The sequence below is a fragment of the Mycobacterium sp. 236(2023) genome (genome assembly GCF_029623955.1).
Classification (GTDB): domain Bacteria; phylum Actinomycetota; class Actinomycetes; order Mycobacteriales; family Mycobacteriaceae; genus Mycobacterium.
Window position 1 is genome coordinate 198760 of record NZ_JARSBP010000003.1, and the last position, 18967, is coordinate 217726.

Below are 18967 nucleotides of genomic sequence, written 5' to 3' on the forward strand. Positions count from 1 at the left end.
CGTCCGGTCTGCTAGCTGAACGTCGTCTGCGCGCAGGCGGTCGGTGTGGTCAGATTCACCCCGCTGTAGACCACCTGGATCTGAGAGCAGGCGATGAAATCGGCCACCGTGTTCGGCTGTCCTGTGGACCAGTCGAGCGGCCGGGAATCGCCGTCGGTCGTGAAGCGCTGGATCGGCCCGCCACCGAACGTCGTCACCGAGATCTCGACGTCACGCAGCCCCTTGTAGAGCTTCGACAGCACGTTGTCGTGGTTGGCGCCCTTGAGTTCCCGGGGCATGCCCGCGGGTGCGCTATACCAGGCTTCCTGGTAGACGTCGCGGTTCGAGCTGCGCAGTGTCACCGTCTGCCGAGCCCAGGTGTCACCCGGAAAACCGGTGGGGCCGTTGGGTGTCAGCAGGTTGGCCGAGGTGTTGAAGTAGCACTTACCCTCGGCTGCCACGCAATTGGCGGTGATGTGCATCTGGATCTGGGTGGCGGGGTCCACGGGGATCGACGAGACGCCCGTGTTGGACGCGGCACCCGCGCCCGGTGCGCTCACAAGCGCCGCCGCCAGTGCCGCTGCCAGTGCGGTGCCTGCTGCTAGCCGGTTCATCGTGATGAAGGTAATCCCCTCGCTACTCGTCGAAGGTGACTTCGACGGAATCGGACTTCGGGTGCGCCTGGCAGGCCAGGATCAGCCCCTCGTCGAGATCCTGCTGCTCGAGCACGTCGTTGATCTCCATCTCGATGTCGCCGGACTTCTTCATCACTGCGCACGCGCCGCAGTGGCCTTCGCGGCAGGAGAACGGGGCATCGAGGCCCTTGTCGAGAAGGACGTCGAGAAGCTTGGCCTTGCGGGGCCACGTCACCTCGTGGGTGGAGCCGTCGAGCGTGACGGTCGCGGTGGCCGGGCCCTCGTCGCTGTCGTCTTCTTCGACGCTCACCGCGGCGAACGGGTCTGATTCCAGCGACTTGAAGACCTCGATGTGGATCTTCTCGGCTGCCGTCCCCACGGTCTTCAACGCTTCCTCGGTGGCGGCCATGAACGGGCCGGGACCGCAGATGAACGCCTCACGCGAGGTGTAGGGGGCGAACAGTTCCGCCAGCGCCGTCACGTTCGGCAGACCTTGCACGGACTCGAGCCAGTGGATCGCGGCGAGCCGGTCGGGGTGCTTGGCGGCGAGATCGCGCAGGGCCTCGGCGAAGATGACGGACTTCTCGTCGCGGTTGGCGTAGACCAGCGTCACCTTGCCCTTGCCCTCCGACAGCGCCGACTTGAGGATCGCCAGCATCGGGGTGATGCCGCTGCCCGCGGCGAGCAGCAGGAAGTCGGTGTCGAGGTTCTTCGGGACGAAGGTGCCCGACGGCGCGAGCACGTGCATCTTCATCCCGGCGTGCGCGTTGTCGCACAGCCAGTTCGACGCGTAGCCGTCGGCGGTGCGCTTGATCGTCACCGTCAGCGGATCGCCGGTGAACGGCGAACTGCACAGTGAGTAGCACCGTGCGACCGAACCCGTGCGATCGCTGGGGACGCGCAGCGTCAGGAACTGGCCCGGCGCATAGCGCAATTTCTCCGGCGCCACGGGTGCATCGGCGGGAGACTTGAACACGAGCGACCGCGCGTCCGCCGTCTCATCGATGACGTCGGCGATCTCGAGTTCGAGCACATGGGCGCCCAGCGGCTCGTCGGCGGCAACGTCTGTCACAAGACTGAGTCCGTCACAGGAGGGGCCCTCTCTCCACACTTACGTCGGTCATAACTAGAACAGGTTACAGAAATGAATGTCCGCAGGTCCAGCTGCCACAGGGCACCGCTACTCGACACAAATCGTAACGTGTTCTAATCTCTTGTAGGTTACTTCGCACGCCTTTGGAGGCAAACCAGTGACGTCCATTGAACAGCGCGACGCGCAGTCGGTTCTCTCCGGTATCGACGATCTTCTGCCGCGGATCGCCAAGCGCGCCGCCGCCGCCGAGGAATTGCGGCGACTGCCCGACGAGACCGTCGCCGAACTCGATGAGGTCGGCTTCTTCAAACTGCTCCAGCCCGAGCAGTGGGGTGGTCTGCAGTGCGATCCGACGCTCTTCTACGAGGCTGTCCGTCGCATCGCCAGCGCGTGCGGATCCACCGGTTGGGTGTCGTCGATCATCGGCGTGCACAACTGGCACCTTGCGCTGTTCGATCAGCAGGCCCAGGAAGACGTGTGGGGTGCCGACCCGACGGTCCGGGTGTCGTCGTCCTACGCGCCGATGGGCGCGGGCACGGTCGTCGACGGCGGCTACCTGGTCAGCGGCGCCTGGCAGTGGTCCTCGGGTTGCGACCATGCGACATGGGCATTCCTGGGCGGTCCGGTCATCAAAGACGGCAAGCCCGTCGACTTCGGCAGCTTCCTGATCCCGCGCACCGATTACCGCATCGATGATGTCTGGAATGTGGTGGGCCTCAAGGCAACCGGCAGCAACACCGTCGTCGTCAAGGACGTCTTCGTGCCGCGGCACCGCTTCCTGTCGTACAAGGCGATGAACGACGGCACCGCGGGCGGCTACGAGAACAACACCGCGCCCGTCTACAAGATGCCCTGGGGAACCATGCATCCCACGACGATCAGCGCGCCCATCATGGGCATGGCTTACGGCGCCTACGACGCTCACGTCGAACATCAGGGCAAGCGCGTGCGCGCGGCGTTTGCCGGTGAGAAGTCGAAGGAAGATCCCTTCGCCAAGATCCGGATCGCCGAGGCCGCCAGTGACATCGACGCCGGCTGGCGTCAGCTGATCGGCAACGTCGGCGAGGAGTATCGGCTGCTGCAGGCCGGCGAGGAGATCCCGTTCTCGCTGCGCGCTGCCGCCCGGCGCGATCAGGTGCGTGCCACCGCACGCGCCATCGCGTCGATCGACCTGCTCTTCGAGGCTTCCGGCGCGACGGCGCTGCAGCTCGAGCAGCCCGTGCAACGGTTCTGGCGTGACGCTCACGCGGGCCGCGTGCACGCGGCCAACGAGCCCGAGCGCGCCTACCTGATCTTCGGCAACGACGCCTTCGGTCTCCCGCCCCAGGACACGATGGTCTAGTGACGTCTTTCGCCGCCGAAGCTGCCCAGCAGCAAGAGATTACGTTCGAGTCGACCTCGCGCTACGCGCAGGTCCGGGACGACATGCGCCTGCACTATCACGAGGCGGGTGACCCGGCCGCGCGCACCGTGGTGCTGCTGCACGGCGGCGGGCCGGGCGCGTCGAGCTGGTCGAACTTCGGCAAGAACATCCCGGTGCTGGCGGAGCAGTTCCACGTGCTCGCCGTCGACCAGCCCGGCTACGGGCATTCCGACAAGCACACCGAGCACGAGCAGTACAACCGCTACAGCGCGACGGCTCTGCTGAACCTGTTCGACCATCTCGGCATCGAAAGTGCTGACCTGGTGGGCAATTCGCTCGGTGGCGGCACCGCGGTGCGGTTCGCTTTGGACAACGGGAAACGGGCGGGCAAGCTCGTGCTGATGGGTCCCGGTGGCCTCAGCGTGAACCTCTTCGCACCGGACCCGACCGAGGGCGTCAAGCTGCTCGGCCGGTTCGCGAACGATCCGACGCGCGAGAACATCGAGAAATTCCTGCGCATCATGGTCTTCGACCAGAACATGATCACCCCGGAGCTCGTCGAAGAGCGTTTCCAGATCGCCAGCACGCCTGAGTCGCTGGCGGCGACCAAGGCGATGGGGAAGTCGTTCGCCGGCGCGGACTTCGAGCTCGGCATGATGTGGCGCGACGTCTACAAGCTCCGTCAGCGGGTACTGCTGATCTGGGGTCGCGAGGACCGGGTCAACCCGCTCGACGGCGCGCTCGTGGCACTCAAGCAGATTCCGCGGGTGCAGTTGCACGTCTTCGGGCAGTGTGGTCACTGGGCCCAGTTGGAGAAGTTCGACGAGTTCAACAAGCTCACCACCGATTTCCTCAAGACGTAGAGGGGGATACTCGTGACGATCAAGTCGCTCGGATACCTGCGCATCGAGACCACCGACATCGGTGCGTGGCGCGAGTATGGACTGAAGGTCCTCGGGATGGTCGAGGGTTCAGGCCCTACCGAGGGGGCGCTCTATCTGCGGATGGACGAGTTCCCCGCGCGGCTGATCATCGTGCCCGGCGATCACGACCGGCTGCTGGAGTCGGGTTGGGAAACCGCGAATGCCGCGCAGCTGCAGGACATCCGGTCCCGTCTCGACGTCGAGGGCACGCCCTACAAGGAGGCGACAGCCGCCGAGAAGGCCGATCGCCGCGTGGACGAGATGATCATCTTCGACGACCCGTCGGGCAACACTCTCGAGGTGTTCCACGGTGTCGCCCTGGAGCACCGCCGCGTTGTCAGCCCCTACGGCCACAAGTTCGTCACCGAGGAGCAGGGTCTCGGACACGTCGTGCTCACCACCCGCGACGACGCCGAGACGCTGCACTTCTACCGCGACGTCCTGGGCTTCTTCCTGCGCGACTCGATGAAGCTGCCCCCGCAGCTCGTCGGCAGACCCGCCGACGGTGCGCCCGCGTGGTTGCGCTTCCTGGGCGTGAACCCCCGCCACCACAGCCTTGCGTTCATGCCCGGCGAAACCCCCAGCGGCATCGTCCATCTCATGGTCGAGGTCGGTGAGGCCGACGATGTCGGCCTGTGCCTGGACCGTGCGTTGCGCCGCAAGGTGAAGATGTCGGCCACGCTGGGCCGGCACGTCAACGACAAGATGCTGTCGTTCTACATGAAGACGCCCGGCGGCTTCGACATCGAGTTCGGTTGTGAGGGACTCGAAGTTGATGACGACGACTGGGTGGCGCGGGAGAGTACTGCGGTCTCGTTGTGGGGCCACGACTTCAGCGTGGGCTTCAAGTAGCGGTGGCCAATCCTCCGATCGATCCGCGCACATTTCGGAATGTGCTTGGCCAGTTCTGCACCGGCATCACTGTGATCACGACGGTGCATGAAGGCGCCCCCGTCGGTTTCGCCTGCCAGTCGTTCGCGGCGCTGTCTCTGGAACCACCGCTGGTGCTGTTCTGCCCGACCAAGGTGTCGCGGTCGTGGGCGGCCATCGAGGCCAGTGGCAACTTCTGCGTCAACATCCTGCACGAGAACCAGCAGCATGTCTCGGCCCGCTTCGGCTCGCGTGAGCCCGACAAGTTCGCCGGAATCGACTGGACGCCATCGAAACTGGGCTCGCCGGTCATCGACGGTTCACTGGCCCACATCGACTGCTCGGTTGCCTCGGTGCACGACGGCGGGGATCACTTCGTGGTGTTCGGTGCGGTTCATTCACTGTCCGACGTCCCGAAGAAGAAGCCGCGGCCGCTGCTCTTCTACCACGGGCAGTACACGGGCATCGAGCCCGACAAGAACACCCCCGCCGACTGGCGTAACGATCTCGAGGCATTCCTCACCGCGACGACCGACGACACCTGGCTCTAACCGGCGCGTTCGCCCGCGTCGGCAAGCAGCGCCGGGACGATGAGCATGTGCGCCGACACCGCCCTGTCCCACAGGAATTGCGCGACCCGTCCGTCGAGCCGGACGAATGTCGCGAACACAACGCCGTCGTCGGTCGACCTGGTCACCAGTTCGCCGGTCAGCCCGGTCAAGGAGTCGGCGTGCAGCCGCAGGTATTCGGCGTCGTTGTGGGTGACGGACCATCCGGCGATCGCGGTGCGATCGGCATGCCGCAGTTTGATACCGAGCAACGTCCATCCGGCGCGAAGACTCAGCTGCCGCATAGCGGTCACGTTCGTGAGAATCTCGCGGGCCCATTGCTCCGGCCTCTGGATTACCTCGGTGCGCAGCAGGTGGGCGTCGACGTGGTCGACGACATCCAGCGTCGTGCACGCCAGCAGCGCGTCGTCGGGCTCGATCTGAATCACATCGGTGTTATTCATCCCCACTGTGCACAACTCCTGTGGATAACTTGCTCTCAGGCCAGCTGAGCTGCGATGAAGTCGATGATCGCCGCGGCGACCTGTCGGTGCTCCACTTCGTTGAGAATGTCGTGCCTGGCGGCGGGGAACTCGACCAGGGACAGTGCGTCGATCTGTTCGGCGTAGGCGCGGACCGCGCCGATCGGCCCGATCTGGTCCAACGCTCCATGCACGGCCAACGTCGGCACGGACAGCGACGGCAGATCCTTTCCGAAGCGGTCCCAGCCGCGGTCGAGTTCGCGGGCCAGCGCCGCGCCGTCTGCCTCGACGAAGGCCAACGGATCGTTCACCATGGCGTCGAGATAGAACGGGTCCGCCGACAGCGACTCCGGGTCGATGTCGAACGACGTGTCGGCGTCGAGCATCTCGGGGATGGGGACGAGCGGCGACCCCGAGACGACGCCGGCGCGGAACGGATCGGGATTGTCGAGGAGTCGGAACAGCGTGGCGATCGCACCGAACGAATGACCCTGCGCGATCAGCGGAACCCCGCGCTCTGCGGCGAGTTCGGCGAGCTGATCGGCGAGCGCCACGCTGTCCTCGATGGAGCCGAAGTCACCACCGTCGCCGGGGCTCAGGCCGTGGCCGAACTGGTCGACCGCCCACAGGTCGATCCCCGCGGAGTTGAGCGTGAAGCCGTACCGGTGATACACGCCGGTGTGCTCGCCGAAACCGTGCAGGAAGATCACCGCCGCGGTCGGATCCTCTGCGGCCCAATGACGGTAGTAGGCGCGTCCGCGTTCGTGTTCGAGGAAGGGCATGGCGCAACGCTAACCCTTACCGAGCAGCACGTCGTGCTGGTCGCGCACCCGATCCCTGATGGCGTCGACGACCGCGGCCACCTCGGCGCGACGCAGCGTCTCGGCGCGGGTGACCAGCCAATAGGTGAGCCGGATCGAGACCTCGTCGGGCAGCACGCGAACGAGGTCGGCGTGACGGTCGGCCATGAAACACGGGAGTAGCCCGATACCTGCCGACGCCCGCGTTGCCTCGACGTGGACGAAGACGTTCGTCGACGTCACGGACTCGCGCATCGCGGGGGCGAAGCTTGGTGCGAGATCCAGGTCGTCGACCTGCAGCATCGAGTCGATGAAGTAGATCAACGGAAACCTGTGCAGGTCAGCGATATTCGCGGGGGAGCCGTGGTCGGCCAGATAGTCCCGGGAACCGTACAGGCCCAGGCAGTAGTCGCCGAGGCGCAGTGCCTTGGCGCGATGGACTTTCGGTTCTCCGACGACGACCTCGATGTCGAGGCCGGATCTCTGCTGCGTCGCGCGGCGCGTTGCCGCGACGATCTCGACGGCGACCTTGGGGTGTCGGCGCTGCACCGCGGCAGCGGCGGGCGCGGCGATGTAGGCGGAGAACCCGTCCGTTGCCGAGATCCGCACGACGCCCTCCAGCGCGCGCTGCCCGGCGGTGTCGGTGGCCAGTGACCGGACCGCGGTCTCCACCGCCTCGGCGGCGGCGAGGGCGTCGCGGCCGAGGTCGGTGAGTTCCCAGCCGCCTGCGACGCGGGCGAGCACCCGGCCGCCCACCGCGGCCTCCAGAGCGGCGATCCGCCGGCTGATCGTCGTGTGGTTGAGGCCGAGTTCGTCGGCTGCGGTCGTGTACTTGCCGGTCCGGCCGACGGACAGCAGGACCAGGAGGTCATCGGCGCTGGGGCGGCGCCCCGGTGACGTCATGTCTGCATTTTTGCAGATGCCCGGTGCGGTTTTGGGCATTGCTGCGCTGGGTAGCTGCATGAATACTCATTCACAACTGTGGTGGGCATCACAGGGGTCTTCACGGAGGGATGCTGCGATGAGCACGCAACACGATGCCCGGCCCGACGGGCCGGGTTCGATCTCGAAGAGTCTGAAGCGCGTCGTCGCCGCGTCGATGGCCGGCACCGTCGTCGAGTGGTATGAGTTCTTCCTCTACGGCACGGCCGCCACGCTGGTCTTCAACAAAATCTTCTTCTCGGAGACCACCAGCGAGCTCAACGCGATCTTCCTGGCATTCGCCACCTACGCGGTCGGCTTCATCGCGCGCCCGGTCGGCGGGGTGGTGTTCGGGCACTTCGGCGACAAGTACGGCCGCAAGAAGCTGCTGCAGTTCAGTCTGCTGCTGGTCGGCGTCGCCACCTTCCTGATGGGCTGCCTGCCCACCTTCGGGCAGATCGGCTACTGGGCGCCCGGCTTGTTGGTCGCCCTGCGGTTCATCCAGGGCTTCGCCGTCGGCGGCGAATGGGGTGGCGCCGTACTGCTCGTCGCCGAGCACAGCCCCGACAAGCAGCGCGGGTTCTGGGCCAGCTGGCCGCAGGCCGGCGTGCCGATGGGCAATCTGCTCGCCACCGTCGTGCTGCTGATCCTGACGGGGACCCTGTCGGACGACGCGTTCCTGTCCTGGGGTTGGCGCGTCGCGTTCTGGCTGTCAGCCGTGGTGGTGCTGATCGGCTACTACATCCGCACCAAGGTCACCGATGCCCCGATCTTCGTTGCGGCGCAACAGGAAGCCGAACGCATCAAGGAGTCGTCCTACAGCGTGGTCGAGGTCCTCAAGCGTTATCCGCGTGGCGTGTTCACCGCGATGGGGCTGCGGTTCGGCGAGAACATCATGTACTACCTCGTCGTCACGTTCACGATCACCTACCTCAAGGTGCAGGTCGGTACGGACACCAATTCGATACTGCGCTACCTGCTCGTCGCGCACCTCGTCCACTTCGCGGTCGTGCCGCTGGTCGGTCACCTTTCGGACCGCTTCGGCAGGCGTCCCGTCTACATGGTCGGCGCGGTTCTCGGTGCCACCTGGGGGTTCTTCGCCTTCCCGATGATGAACAGCAACAACTACATCATCATCACGGCGGCCGTCACCCTCGGGCTCGTGATCCACGCGTTCATGTACGCGCCGCAGCCGGCAATCATGGCCGAGATGTTCCCGACCCGGATGCGGTATTCCGGTGTGTCCCTTGGCTATCAGGTGACGTCGATCGTCGCGGGTTCGCTCGCACCGCTCATCGCGGTCAAGCTGCTCGACATCTACGACTCGCCGGTGCCGATCGCGATCTACCTGGCGATCGCCTGCGCGATCACGCTCGTCTCGGTCGTGGTGGCGCGCGAGACCAACGGCATCGACCTGAAGTCGCTCGACATCGCCGATGCCGAGGACGTGGCACGCTCCGAGCGCAAGGCAGGCGTGTGAGCGGGCGCACCGCGCTGGTGACGGGCGGCGCGAGCGGCATCGGCGCGGCGTGCGCACGGGCCCTGGCAGCCGAGGGTGTCGCGGTCACCGTCGCCGACATCGACGACGTCGGAGCGAAGGCACTGGCGCAGGAGATCGGCGGAACCGCCTGGACGCTGGATCTTTTCGACGTCGAGGCGCTGGAGACGCTGACGCTGGAGACCGACATCCTGGTCAACAACGCCGGCATTCAGAGCATCAGCGAGATCACCGAGTTCGCGCCCGAGAAGTTCCGGTCGATGATGGCGCTGATGGTCGAAGCGCCCTTCCTGCTGATCCGCGCCGCGTTGCCGCACATGTACCGCAACGAGTTCGGCCGCGTGATCAACATCTCGTCGGTGCACGGGCTGCGGGCGTCGCCGTACAAGGTCGCCTATGTCACGGCCAAGCATGCGCTGGAAGGGCTTTCGAAGGTGACCGCGCTGGAGGGCGGTCCGCATGGCGTGACCAGCAACTGCATCAACCCAGGCTACGTCCGTACCCCGCTGGTGACCAAGCAGATCGCCGATCAGGCCAGGACGCACAACATCGGAGAAGACCAGGTGCTGACCGACGTGTTGCTCAAGGAGAGCGCCGTGAAGCGCCTCGTCGAACCGGAGGAGGTCGGGTCGTTGGTCACCTGGCTGGCGTCGCCTGTCGCGGGCATGGTGACCGGCGCCTCGTACACGATGGATGGTGGATGGAGCGCGCGGTGAAGGAAGGCCCCGGCAGCGGGCTGCCCATCAAGCCGCAGTGGGTCCCGACCGAACACGACATCACCGGAGCGATCGTCACCGACTTCGCGCGCTTCGCCGAACGACGCACCGACGCGACGTTCCCCGATTACCGCGTCCTGTGGCAGTGGTCGGTCGACGACACCGAAGCCTTCTGGGCAGCGCTGTGGGACTACTTCGACCTCGGTGAGCGCGGCGAAGACGTTCTCGCGACCACCGAAATGCCTGGTGCGCAGTGGTTTCCGGGAACCACGCTGAACTACGTCGACCAGGTACGGCGCAACGCGCGCACCGACCGGCCGGCCATCCTGCACGTCAGCGAAGGCGTGCCCGATCGCGAAATCTCGTGGGCTGAACTGCTTGAGCGGTCGGCGGCGTTCGCCGACAAACTGCGGTCCGCCGGTGTCGAGCCGGGTGACCGGGTGGTCGGGTACCTTCCGAACATCCCCGAGGCGGTCATCGCATTCCTTGCGGCCGCGAGCATCGGGGCGGTGTGGAGTGCATGCGGGCAGGACTATTCGGCCAAGGCCGCACTCGACCGCCTCGGTCAGTTGGAGCCGAAGGTCCTTGTTGCCGCGCACGGCTACACGTTCGGTGGAAAGTACCGCGATAAGCGGGAAGACGTCGCCGCGCTGCGCGACGGCCTTCCGACGCTCACGGCGTCCTTCACGCTCGACGACCTCGCCGACCGTTCCGGAGCCGGCTTGGAGCCGGTCGCGGTGCCGTTCGACCACCCGTTGTGGATTCTGTTCTCGTCGGGCACCACCGGCTTGCCGAAGGGCATTATCCACGGCCACGGCGGCGTCGTCCTCGAGCATCTCAAAGCCGTTGCGCTGCAGTCCGACATCGGCCGGGACGACACATTCTTCTGGTTCACCAGCCCGAGCTGGATGATGTGGAACTTCCAGGTGGCCGGGCTACTCGTCGGGTCGACCATCGTCTGCTACGACGGCAGTCCCTCGGCCGGGCAGCCGGATGCTCTGTGGGACATTGCGGCCCGGGTTCGCGCGACAGTTCTCGGCACCAGCCCCGGTTACGTGCTCGGGTGTATGAAGGCGGAGGCGGAACCCGCTGCAGCGTACGATCTTTCGGCTTTACGGTCGGTCGGGATCACCGGCTCGTCGCTGCCGTCGTCGTCGTCGCAATGGCTCGCCGACCAGCTGGGCGTTCAGGTGGCCTCGATCAGCGGTGGCACCGACGTGGTGTCGGCGTTCATCGGTGGCGTGCGCACCGTGCCGGTGTGGCCGGGCGAGCTGTCGGCGCCGTTCCTCGGCTGTGCGCTGGACGCCTGGGACGAGGACGGCAAACCGGTACGCGGCGAGGTCGGCGAACTGGTCATCACCAAGCCGATGCCGTCCATGCCCGTCGCCTTCTGGAACGATCCCGACGGAAGCCGTTACCGCGCCGCGTATTTCGAGACATACCCCGGTGTGTGGCGCCACGGCGACTGGATAACCATCACCGATCACGGCAGCGTCGTCGTGCACGGCCGGTCGGATTCCACCCTCAACCGGCACGGGATCAGGATGGGCAGCGCCGACATCTACCAGGCCGTCGAGAGCCTGCCCGAGGTAGCCGAGGCGCTGGTGATCGGTGCCGAACGGCCCGACGGCGGGTACTGGATGCCACTGTTCGTCGTCCCGGCCGATGGCGTCGACCTCACCGAGGAGGTGCGCGAGAAGATCAATCAGGTGATTCGCGTCGACGTGTCACCGCGGCACGTGCCCGACGAGATCATCGCCGCCCCCGGCATTCCACACACGCGCACGGGCAAGAAACTCGAGGTGCCGATCAAGAAGTTGTTCCAGGGCGGCGACCCGGCGAAAGTCGTCGAGCGCAGCGCCGTCGACGATCCCGCGCTGCTGGACTGGTATGCGGCGCAACAGCGGAGGTGATCACCTCAGCGTGAGTTCTCGTGCCGCGTGGTACTGCTCGAGTATGTGCGGTACCGCGTCTGCTTCGTAGCGGGCAGCTGTCTCGGAGGTCCAGGTCGGCGGCGCGCTCTGGCCGGAGAGCACCCATGCCGCCTGGCGGGCGGCACCCAGCGCGACATACTCGGCGGGCGCGGGTACGTCGACCGCGGTGCCGAAGACGGCGGGAGCGATGCGGCGGACAGCTTCCGAGCGGGCGCCACCGCCGACGAGGATCATCCGATCGGCGTCGACGCCCTGCTGGCTGATCTTGTCGACGCAGTACGCCATCGAGCTGAGCAGGCCTTCGACCGCTGCTCTGGCAATGTTGGCGGCGTTGAGGTTTCGGGTCGTCACCCCGTGAAGTGCGCCGGCGGCCTGCGGCAGATTCGGCGAGCGCTCTCCCTCGAAATAGGGGATGAGCACCAGACCGTCGGCGCCGGCTGCCGCCGACAGTGCAAGCCTGTCGAACTCTGCGAAGTCGACCTGCAGCATGGCGGCGACCGCGGCGAGCACCGGCGCTCCGTTGAGCGTGCATACCAGGGGAAGCTGCCGTCCCGTGGCGTCGGCGAAGCCGGCGACGATACCTTCCGGGTCATGGGCGGCGGCGTCGCCGACTGCGCTCACCACTCCAGACGTCCCCAGTGACACCACGCAGTCGCCCGCTCCCGCAGACAGCCCGAGCGCGGCTGCGGCGTTGTCGCCGGCGCCTGGCCCGAGAATGATTCCGCCCGCAGTCGTGCCCGCCGACTCGTGCGGCCCGAGCACCCGGGGCAACGCGGGCCGACGACCTCGGAAGGCGAGTTCGAGCAGATCCGTGTGGTAGCTGTCGGATTCGGCTGAGAAATAGCCGGTGCCGCTGGCATCGCTGCGGTCGGTACGCAGGTCGGCGATATCGGCGGATCCCCGGAGGCGCCACGTCAACCAGTCGTGGGGCAGGCATACCGCGGCGGTGGCGTCGGCGTGGTCGGGCTCGTGGTCGGCGAGCCAGCGCAGTTTGGCTGCGGTGATCGACGCGACGGGGACGACGCCGGTGCGGCGGGCCCATTCGGCCGGGCCGCCGAGTTCGTCGACCAGCTGCGTGGCGGCCTCACTCGAGCGGGTGTCGTTCCACAGCAGCACGTTTCGGATCACCTGGCCGTCGGCACCCAGGCACACCATGCCGTGCTGCTGGCCTCCGACCGAGACGGCAGCGACATCGTCCAACCCACCTGACTCAGTGATGCTGCGCTGCAGCGCTTCCCACCAGAACCGCGGGTCGACCTCGGTGCCTCGGGGGTGCGGCGAGGATGCCGTGCGGACCGTCTCGCCGGTGTCGGCATCGCAGACGACAATCTTGCACGACTGGGTCGACGAGTCGATTCCCGCGACGAGTGTCATAGTCCGTACCTTCCTGGATCGGCGAGAACGGGGGCGAAGGCCAGCTCGGCCGCCCCGATGACCAACGTGTCCGCCCCGAGGGTGGCGGCAACGACGCGGACCAGGTCGCGCGGTGCGCCCATGCTGCGCAGCGTCAACTCTTCGTGGAGTACGGCACCGGCGAAAGCCGGGAAGACGCGCAGGAATCCGCCGAGCACGATCAAGCGTGGGTTCAGCATGTTGATCGCATTTCCCAGCGCTATCGCCAGATACTTGCCCTGCCTGGCGAGGACGTCGCGTTCGGCATGCGTGTGGGCGAAAGGATCGGCCCCCGCGCCGCCGTCCATTTCGGTCAGTAGCCGTGCCAAAGGCGCCTGCGTCACTTCGGTTTCCAGGCAGCCGATGCTTCCGCAGTGGCACTGCTCGCCGCCGCCGACGTAGGTGTGGCCGAGCTCGCCCGCGTACCCAGCCACCCCTTCGAGCAGTTCGCCCGCGACGACGAAGCCCGCGCCGATGCCGCTGGGACCACCGTTGACGTAGATCAGATGATCGGCGTCCTGGTGCTTGCCGAACAGGTGCTCGGCGTTCGCGCCGACATTGGCGTCGTTGGCTGCATACACGGTCAAATCCGTTGCACTACTGAGCATCTGGCCGATTTCGGCGTCGTGCCAGTCGAGGTTGGGCGCGAGTTGGACGACGGATTCGGGGCCGTGTACCAGGCCGGGCACCGCGACGCCGATGGCGGTCACGACCTGCCCTCCGGTGAGGGCGTCGCGGATGTCGTGGATGACCTCGGCGGCGATGGCGACGGTGTCGGCCGCCGTCGGCACCCGCTCGGTCGGGCGCCGCACGACGTCGAGCACCGCGCCGCCGAGCGAAACCACGCCTACGGTCACGGCGTCGACTTCGGGGGTGACCGCGATGGCGAGGACGCGGTTGCTGGGCCGCACGATGGGGCTGGGGCGTCCGACCTGGGATACCGAGGAGGCTGGTGATTCCTCGACGAGGCCACGGGCGACGAGTTCCTCGACGAGGTCTTTGGTGGTGGACCGTGACAGCCCCGTGTGGCGGGTGAGTTCGGCGCGGCTGAGCGCACGGCGGCGGTGTACCAGCGTCAGCACGCTCGACAGGTTGCGCCGCCGGACGTCGTCGGTGCTCGTGCCCACACGTCCAGTGCTCGGCCTATCTGGCTGATTCACCCGACTCTTCGCCCCTCGCTTCGGCCTTGACAGTGTCGTAGGCCACATCTTATGTTCGCACGAAGAACAAAAGCATATTTCTTCGTTGATGGCCCGCTTTTCCGGTGCCATGATTCCCGAGGAGCATCTGATGACCGCCCTGGACTCCGCTGTCACCGCAGCGGACGCTCTGACGCCGGATCTTTTGACGCCGCGTCCTTCCGACAAGTTCTCGTTCGGGCTCTGGACCGTCGGCTGGCCCGGCGTCGATCCCTTCGGTGTGGCCACCCGGCCTCCCCTCGACGCCGTGGAGGCTGTCGAGCGGCTGGCCGAACTCGGCGCCTACGGCATGACGTTCCACGACGACGACCTGTTCGCCTTCGGTAGCTCCGACGCCGAGCGCAGGCAGGCGATCGACCGCCTGGCCGCCGCACTCGGCAGCGCCGGCATCGTCGTGCCGATGGTGACCACCAACTTGTTCACCCAACCGGTCTTCAAGGACGGCGGATTCACCAGCAATGACCGCTCGGTGCGCCGGTTCGCGTTGCGCAAGGTCCTACGCAACCTCGACCTCGCAGCCGAACTCGGTGCGCAGACCTTCGTCATGTGGGGCGGGAGGGAAGGCGGCGAGTACGACTCGGCGAAGGACGTCCGTGCGGCGCTGGAGCGATACCGCGAGGCGCTGGACCTGTTGTGCCAGTACGTGATTGACCAGGGCGGCGGGCTGAGGTTCGCGATCGAGCCGAAGCCGAACGAGCCGCGCGGCGACATCCTGCTGCCGACCGTCGGACATGCGCTGGCGTTCATCGACACGCTGGCGCATCCAGAGATGGTCGGCGTGAATCCCGAGACGGGCCACGAGCAGATGGCCGGGCTGAACTTCGTGCACGGCATCGCGCAGGCGCTCTACAGCGGCAAGCTCTTCCACATCGACCTCAACGGTCAGCGGGGGATCAAGTTCGATCAGGACCTGGTCTTCGGCCACGGCGATCTCGCCAACGCGTTCGCGCTCGTCGACCTGCTCGAGAACGGCGGCCCCGACGGGGGCGTCGCCTACGACGGGCCGAGGCACTTCGACTACAAGCCCAGCCGCACGGAGGATTCCTCCGGCGTGTGGGCGTCCGCGGCGGCCAACATGCGGATGTATCTGTTGCTGCGCCAGCGGGCGGCGGCGTTCCGGGCCGACCCGGAGGTGCAGGAGGCGATGGCGGCGGCGAAGGTGGCCGAATTGCGGACACCGACGCTCGGCGATGGTGAGTCCTACGCCGATCTGCTCGCCGACCGGACGGCCTACGAGGATTTCGATTCCGGTGCGTATTTCGGCGGAAAGGGTTGCGGTTTCGTGACTCTCAACCAGTTGGCCATCGAGCACCTGATGGGTGCGCGGTGAAACGTTCAAACCGTCCCACAGCGATGCACGTCACGCTATATGTGGTACCGGGCAACAAAAAGTGCGAGTCGTCCACCATGAACTGTTCGGAGGAGTTTTCGTGAAGCGAACCAGCACCCTGCTCGTCACCGCCGTGGTCGGGGTCAGCATGACACTGACGGCCTGCGGCTCGAATTCGGATACCCAGTCCGCCCAAGGTGACGGTGGCGCGGGCAAGGTCGGCGTCATCCTGCCCGACACCAAGTCCTCGGTGCGGTGGGAGACCAAGGACCGCCCCGCGCTGGAGGCCGCGTTCAAGAACGCCGGCGTCGAGTACACGATTCAGAACGCCGAAGGATCGGCGGACACGATGGCCACCATCGCCGACGGGATGATCGCCGACGGTGTCACCGTTCTGGCGATCGTCAACCTCGACTCTGACAGCGGAGCCTCGATCCAGGAGAAGGCCGCCGCCCAGGGCGTCAAGACGATCGACTACGACCGGCTGACCCTCGGCGGGTCCGCCGACGTCTATGTCTCGTTCGACAACAACATCGTCGGCGAGCTCCAGGGTCAGGGCCTGGTCGACTGCCTCGGCGGCAAGCCGTCGAATGTGGTGTTCCTCAACGGATCTCCTACCGACAACAATGCGACGCTGTTCAGCGCCGGGGCGCACTCGGTGATCGACAAGGTGCCGACGATCAAGAATGTCGGTGAGCAGGCGGTGCCGGACTGGGACAACGACAAGGCCGTGACGATCTTCGAGCAGATGTACACCGCTGCCGATGGTCGCGTCGACGGGGTCTATGCCGCCAACGACGGTCTCGCGGGCTCGGTCATCTCGATCCTGGAGAAGAACAAGCGCGCCGGCCAGGTTCCGGTCACCGGACAGGACGCCACGGTCGAGGGGCTGCAGAACATTCTCGCGGGCACCCAGTGCATGACCGTCTACAAGTCAGCGACCGAGGAAGCCAATGCGCTTGCCGAGGTGGCGATCTCGCTCGCCAACGGCGAGGAGCCGAAGACGACCGCCACGTCACGCGACGACACCGGTGGACGCGACGTTCCGTCGGTGCTGCTCACGCCGAAGTCGATCACCAAGGACAACATCGATGTCGTCTTCGACGACGGTGGCCAGTCCAGGGAAGAGGTGTGCTCGGGCCAGTTCGCCGAGATGTGCACCGCCGCGGGAGCCTGACGCGGTATGGCCGAACCAGTGGCTCCACTGCTCGAATTGCAGGGCGTCAACAAGAGTTTCGGTGTCGTGCACGTGCTCCACGACGTCGACTTCTGCGTCTATCCGGGCCAGGTGACGGCGCTGGTCGGCGACAACGGCGCCGGCAAGTCGACGCTGGTGAAGGCCATCGCCGGGATCCACCCCATTGACAGCGGCACCTATCTGTTCGAGGGCAAGCCCGTGACAGTGCGCAGCCCGAACGATGTGTCGGCACTCGGGGTCGAGGTCGTCTACCAGGACCTCGCGCTGTGCGACAACCTCGACATCGTCGAGAACATGTTCCTCGGCCGAGAGCTCAAGAGCCGCGGGATGCTCGACGAGGCACGGATGGAAACGATGGCCCGGCAGGCGTTGACGTCACTGTCGGTCCGCACGGTGAAGTCCGTGCGGCAGCCCGTGTCGAGCCTGTCGGGCGGGCAGCGGCAGACGGTGGCGATCGCGAAGTCGGTGCTGTGGAATTCGAAAGTGGTTCTGCTCGACGAACCCACGGCCGCACTCGGTGTGGCGCAGACCCGCCAGGTCATCGATCTGGTGCGCAGGCTCGCCGAGCAGGGACTCGGCGTCGTGCTGATCTCCCACAACATGGCCGATGTCTTCGAGGTGGCAGACCGGATCTGCGCCCTGTACCTCGGCCGGGTGGCTGCCGAGGTCAAGGCATCCGAGGTCACGCACGGACAGGTCGTGGAACTCATCACCGCCGGGCGCTCCGGCAGCCTCGGGCTCGCGCCTGCGCAGGCCGCCGAGTCGATGTGACGAGGAGGAACATCGAAATGACCACTGCCAAGACACAATCCGAGGTCACCCTGGCCGATGCCGATTTCGCCGACGATGCCACGGCGAACGAATCCTTCGGCGACGCGGTACGCGGCTACCTGCGCCGCGTGCGCGGCGGCGATATGGGATCGCTGCCTGCGGTACTGGGCCTCATCGTGTTGTTCATCGTGTTCGGGCTGGCGAATGAGCGGTTTCTTTCGGCGCTCAATCTTGCGAACCTGATCACCCAGGCAGGCTCCATCTGCGTACTCGCCATGGGCTTGGTGTTCGTGCTGCTGCTCGGCGACATCGACTTGTCGGCCGGTGTCGCCGGTGGCGTATCGGCGTGCGCGATGGCGCTCACCGTCGTCAACATGAGCTGGCCGTGGTGGGCGGCGATCCTGGCGGGAACGGCGATCGGGGCGTTGATCGGGCTCGCTATCGGCCTGTTGCGGGCCAAGCTCGGAATCCCTTCGTTCGTCGTGACTTTGGCGTTCTTCCTCGGTCTGCAGGGTGTGACGCTCAAGCTGATCGGTGAGGGCGGGTCCGTGCGCGTCGACGATTCGGTGATCCGCGGCCTGACGATCAGCAACCTGCCGGTGTCGGTGGGATGGGTCGTCGCGGCAGTCGTGGTGGTCGGGTTCGCCGGTTTGGAGTTCTACAACTACCGGCGCAAGAAGGCACTGCAACTGGCGAATTCGCCACTCGGGGTAGTCGCCGCGCGGGTGGCGGCACTCGCGCTCGTCGTACTGGGTGTCACGTACATCCTCAGCGTGAACCGCAGTGTGAATGCGCGAGTGGAGATCAGCGGCATCCCGTATGTGCTCCCGCTGATCCTGGTGTTGCTGATCGTGCTGACGGTGGTGCTGAGGCGCACGTCGTACGGACGCCACATCTATGCCGTCGGCGGAAATGCCGAAGCTGCACGGCGGGCGGGCATCAACGTCGACCGGATCCGCATCTCGGTGTTCATTGTGTGTTCGTCGCTCGCGGCACTCAGCGGAATCATCGCCGCGTCGTACGCCGGCAAGGTGTCGGCGTCCTCTGGTGCGGGCAACGTGTTGCTGTACGCGGTCGGCGCGGCGGTGATCGGCGGCACCAGCTTGTTCGGCGGTAAGGGCCGCGCGCTGGACGCCGTCATCGGCGGCGTGGTCGTCGCCACCATCGCCAATGGACTCGGTCTGCTCAACCAGTCGTCCTACATCAACTTCCTGGTCACCGGCGGAGTTCTGCTGCTCGCGGCAAGCGTCGATGCGATCTCGCGCAGGCGGCGCTCCTCCACCGGCCTGGCTTAAGCTCGGCTGCAACAGCATTC

The 18967-nt window shown here is 66.3% G+C and carries 18 protein-coding genes; 11 read left to right on the forward strand and 7 right to left on the reverse strand.

Annotated elements, in window-relative coordinates; all coding sequences use genetic code 11:
* Positions 1 to 11: 11 nt before the first annotated feature.
* Positions 12 to 593: a hypothetical protein gene (locus P9A17_RS12065; protein ID WP_278038879.1), complete on the reverse strand. Its 582-nt coding sequence runs from the start codon at positions 591 to 593 to the stop codon at positions 12 to 14.
* Between the two features lie 22 nt (positions 594 to 615).
* Positions 616 to 1686: a ferredoxin--NADP reductase gene (locus P9A17_RS12070; RefSeq protein WP_278038880.1), complete on the reverse strand. Its 1071-nt coding sequence runs from the start codon at positions 1684 to 1686 to the stop codon at positions 616 to 618.
* Positions 1687 to 1864: 178 nt separating this feature from the next.
* Here P9A17_RS12070 and hsaA point away from each other — a divergent pair, with 178 nt between their 5' ends.
* From hsaA to hsaB, 4 genes are read left to right on the forward strand one after another with little or no spacing between them, the layout of a single operon-like run.
* Positions 1865 to 3049, forward strand: a complete 1185-nt coding sequence (gene hsaA, locus P9A17_RS12075; protein WP_278038881.1) for a 3-hydroxy-9,10-secoandrosta-1,3,5(10)-triene-9,17-dione monooxygenase oxygenase subunit — start codon at positions 1865 to 1867, stop codon at positions 3047 to 3049.
* A complete protein-coding gene (gene hsaD / locus P9A17_RS12080; protein ID WP_278038882.1) occupies positions 3049 to 3933 on the forward strand; it encodes a 4,5:9,10-diseco-3-hydroxy-5,9,17-trioxoandrosta-1(10),2-diene-4-oate hydrolase in 885 nt (294 codons plus the stop codon). The genes hsaA and hsaD overlap by 1 nt, the downstream gene beginning before the upstream one ends.
* A gap of 12 nt (positions 3934 to 3945) precedes the next feature.
* Positions 3946 to 4845, forward strand: coding sequence for an iron-dependent extradiol dioxygenase HsaC (gene hsaC / locus P9A17_RS12085; RefSeq protein WP_278038883.1), 900 nt, complete (start codon positions 3946 to 3948; stop codon positions 4843 to 4845).
* Positions 4846 to 4847: 2 nt separating this feature from the next.
* Positions 4848 to 5414, forward strand: a complete 567-nt coding sequence (gene hsaB / locus P9A17_RS12090) for a 3-hydroxy-9,10-secoandrosta-1,3,5(10)-triene-9,17-dione monooxygenase reductase subunit (protein ID WP_278038884.1) — start codon at positions 4848 to 4850, stop codon at positions 5412 to 5414.
* Here the strand turns inward: hsaB and P9A17_RS12095 are convergent.
* Genes P9A17_RS12095 through P9A17_RS12105 form a run of 3 tightly spaced genes read right to left on the reverse strand, consistent with a single transcriptional unit; the run spans position 5411 to position 7635 of the window.
* A complete protein-coding gene (locus P9A17_RS12095; protein ID WP_278038885.1) occupies positions 5411 to 5875 on the reverse strand; it encodes a hypothetical protein in 465 nt (154 codons plus the stop codon). The genes hsaB and P9A17_RS12095 overlap by 4 nt on opposite strands.
* A gap of 35 nt (positions 5876 to 5910) precedes the next feature.
* The gene (locus P9A17_RS12100; protein WP_278038886.1) at positions 5911 to 6675 is read right to left on the reverse strand and encodes an alpha/beta fold hydrolase; all 765 of its coding nucleotides are present in this window, start codon (positions 6673 to 6675) and stop codon (positions 5911 to 5913) included.
* Between the two features lie 9 nt (positions 6676 to 6684).
* Positions 6685 to 7635, reverse strand: a complete 951-nt coding sequence (locus tag P9A17_RS12105; RefSeq protein ID WP_278039827.1) for a LysR family transcriptional regulator — start codon at positions 7633 to 7635, stop codon at positions 6685 to 6687.
* 79 nt (positions 7636 to 7714) lie between these two features.
* Here P9A17_RS12105 and P9A17_RS12110 point away from each other — a divergent pair, with 79 nt between their 5' ends.
* The 3 genes from P9A17_RS12110 to P9A17_RS12120 are packed head-to-tail and all read left to right on the forward strand — an operon-like array spanning position 7715 to position 11741.
* Entirely contained in the window at positions 7715 to 9094 is a 1380-nt protein-coding gene (locus P9A17_RS12110; protein ID WP_278038887.1) for an MFS transporter, read from the forward strand.
* Positions 9091 to 9828, forward strand: a complete 738-nt coding sequence (locus P9A17_RS12115) for a 3-hydroxybutyrate dehydrogenase (protein ID WP_278038888.1) — start codon at positions 9091 to 9093, stop codon at positions 9826 to 9828. The genes P9A17_RS12110 and P9A17_RS12115 overlap by 4 nt, the downstream gene beginning before the upstream one ends.
* Positions 9813 to 11741, forward strand: a complete 1929-nt coding sequence (locus P9A17_RS12120; RefSeq protein WP_278038889.1) for an acetoacetate--CoA ligase — start codon at positions 9813 to 9815, stop codon at positions 11739 to 11741. Before P9A17_RS12115 ends, P9A17_RS12120 begins: the two co-directional genes overlap by 16 nt.
* Here P9A17_RS12120 and xylB read toward each other — a convergent pair whose 3' ends face one another.
* Both xylB and P9A17_RS12130 read right to left on the reverse strand, forming a co-directional pair.
* Positions 11742 to 13136, reverse strand: coding sequence for a xylulokinase (xylB, locus tag P9A17_RS12125; RefSeq protein ID WP_278038890.1), 1395 nt, complete (start codon positions 13134 to 13136; stop codon positions 11742 to 11744).
* Positions 13133 to 14281 carry an ROK family transcriptional regulator gene (locus tag P9A17_RS12130; RefSeq protein ID WP_278038891.1) on the reverse strand — a complete coding sequence of 383 codons (1149 nt, stop codon included), beginning with the start codon at positions 14279 to 14281 and terminating at the stop codon, positions 13133 to 13135. The genes xylB and P9A17_RS12130 overlap by 4 nt, the downstream gene beginning before the upstream one ends.
* A 163-nt stretch (positions 14282 to 14444) precedes the next feature.
* On the opposite strand from P9A17_RS12130, the gene xylA reads away from it, so the two are divergent.
* The 4 genes from xylA (at position 14445) to P9A17_RS12150 (ending at position 18947) form a co-directional block, all read left to right on the forward strand.
* On the forward strand, positions 14445 to 15683 hold the full coding sequence (gene xylA / locus P9A17_RS12135) for a xylose isomerase (protein ID WP_278038892.1): 1239 nt from the start codon (positions 14445 to 14447) through the stop codon (positions 15681 to 15683).
* A gap of 100 nt (positions 15684 to 15783) precedes the next feature.
* Positions 15784 to 16860: a substrate-binding domain-containing protein gene (locus tag P9A17_RS12140; protein ID WP_278038893.1), complete on the forward strand. Its 1077-nt coding sequence runs from the start codon at positions 15784 to 15786 to the stop codon at positions 16858 to 16860.
* Positions 16861 to 16866: 6 nt separating this feature from the next.
* Positions 16867 to 17652, forward strand: coding sequence for an ATP-binding cassette domain-containing protein (locus P9A17_RS12145; RefSeq protein ID WP_278038894.1), 786 nt, complete (start codon positions 16867 to 16869; stop codon positions 17650 to 17652).
* Positions 17653 to 17669: 17 nt separating this feature from the next.
* Entirely contained in the window at positions 17670 to 18947 is a 1278-nt protein-coding gene (locus P9A17_RS12150; protein ID WP_278038895.1) for an ABC transporter permease, read from the forward strand.
* The last annotated feature ends 20 nt before the right edge of the window (positions 18948 to 18967 follow it).

What these genes read in the sequence shown, in the direction of transcription:
- P9A17_RS12065 (WP_278038879.1), bottom strand. Translation starts at nt 593, where the DNA reads ATGAACCGGCTAGCAGCAGGCACCGCACTGGCAGCGGCACTGGCGGCG.
- P9A17_RS12095 (WP_278038885.1), bottom strand. Translation starts at nt 5,875, where the DNA reads ATGAATAACACCGATGTGATTCAGATCGAGCCCGACGACGCGCTGCTG.
- P9A17_RS12100 (WP_278038886.1), bottom strand. Translation starts at nt 6,675, where the DNA reads ATGCCCTTCCTCGAACACGAACGCGGACGCGCCTACTACCGTCATTGG.
- P9A17_RS12105 (WP_278039827.1), bottom strand. Translation starts at nt 7,635, where the DNA reads ATGCCCAAAACCGCACCGGGCATCTGCAAAAATGCAGACATGACGTCA.
- P9A17_RS12110 (WP_278038887.1), top strand. Translation starts at nt 7,715, where the DNA reads ATGAGCACGCAACACGATGCCCGGCCCGACGGGCCGGGTTCGATCTCG.
- P9A17_RS12120 (WP_278038889.1), top strand. Translation starts at nt 9,813, where the DNA reads ATGGAGCGCGCGGTGAAGGAAGGCCCCGGCAGCGGGCTGCCCATCAAG.
- xylB (WP_278038890.1), bottom strand. Translation starts at nt 13,136, where the DNA reads ATGACACTCGTCGCGGGAATCGACTCGTCGACCCAGTCGTGCAAGATT.
- xylA (WP_278038892.1), top strand. Translation starts at nt 14,445, where the DNA reads ATGACCGCCCTGGACTCCGCTGTCACCGCAGCGGACGCTCTGACGCCG.
- P9A17_RS12145 (WP_278038894.1), top strand. Translation starts at nt 16,867, where the DNA reads ATGGCCGAACCAGTGGCTCCACTGCTCGAATTGCAGGGCGTCAACAAG.
- P9A17_RS12150 (WP_278038895.1), top strand. Translation starts at nt 17,670, where the DNA reads ATGACCACTGCCAAGACACAATCCGAGGTCACCCTGGCCGATGCCGAT.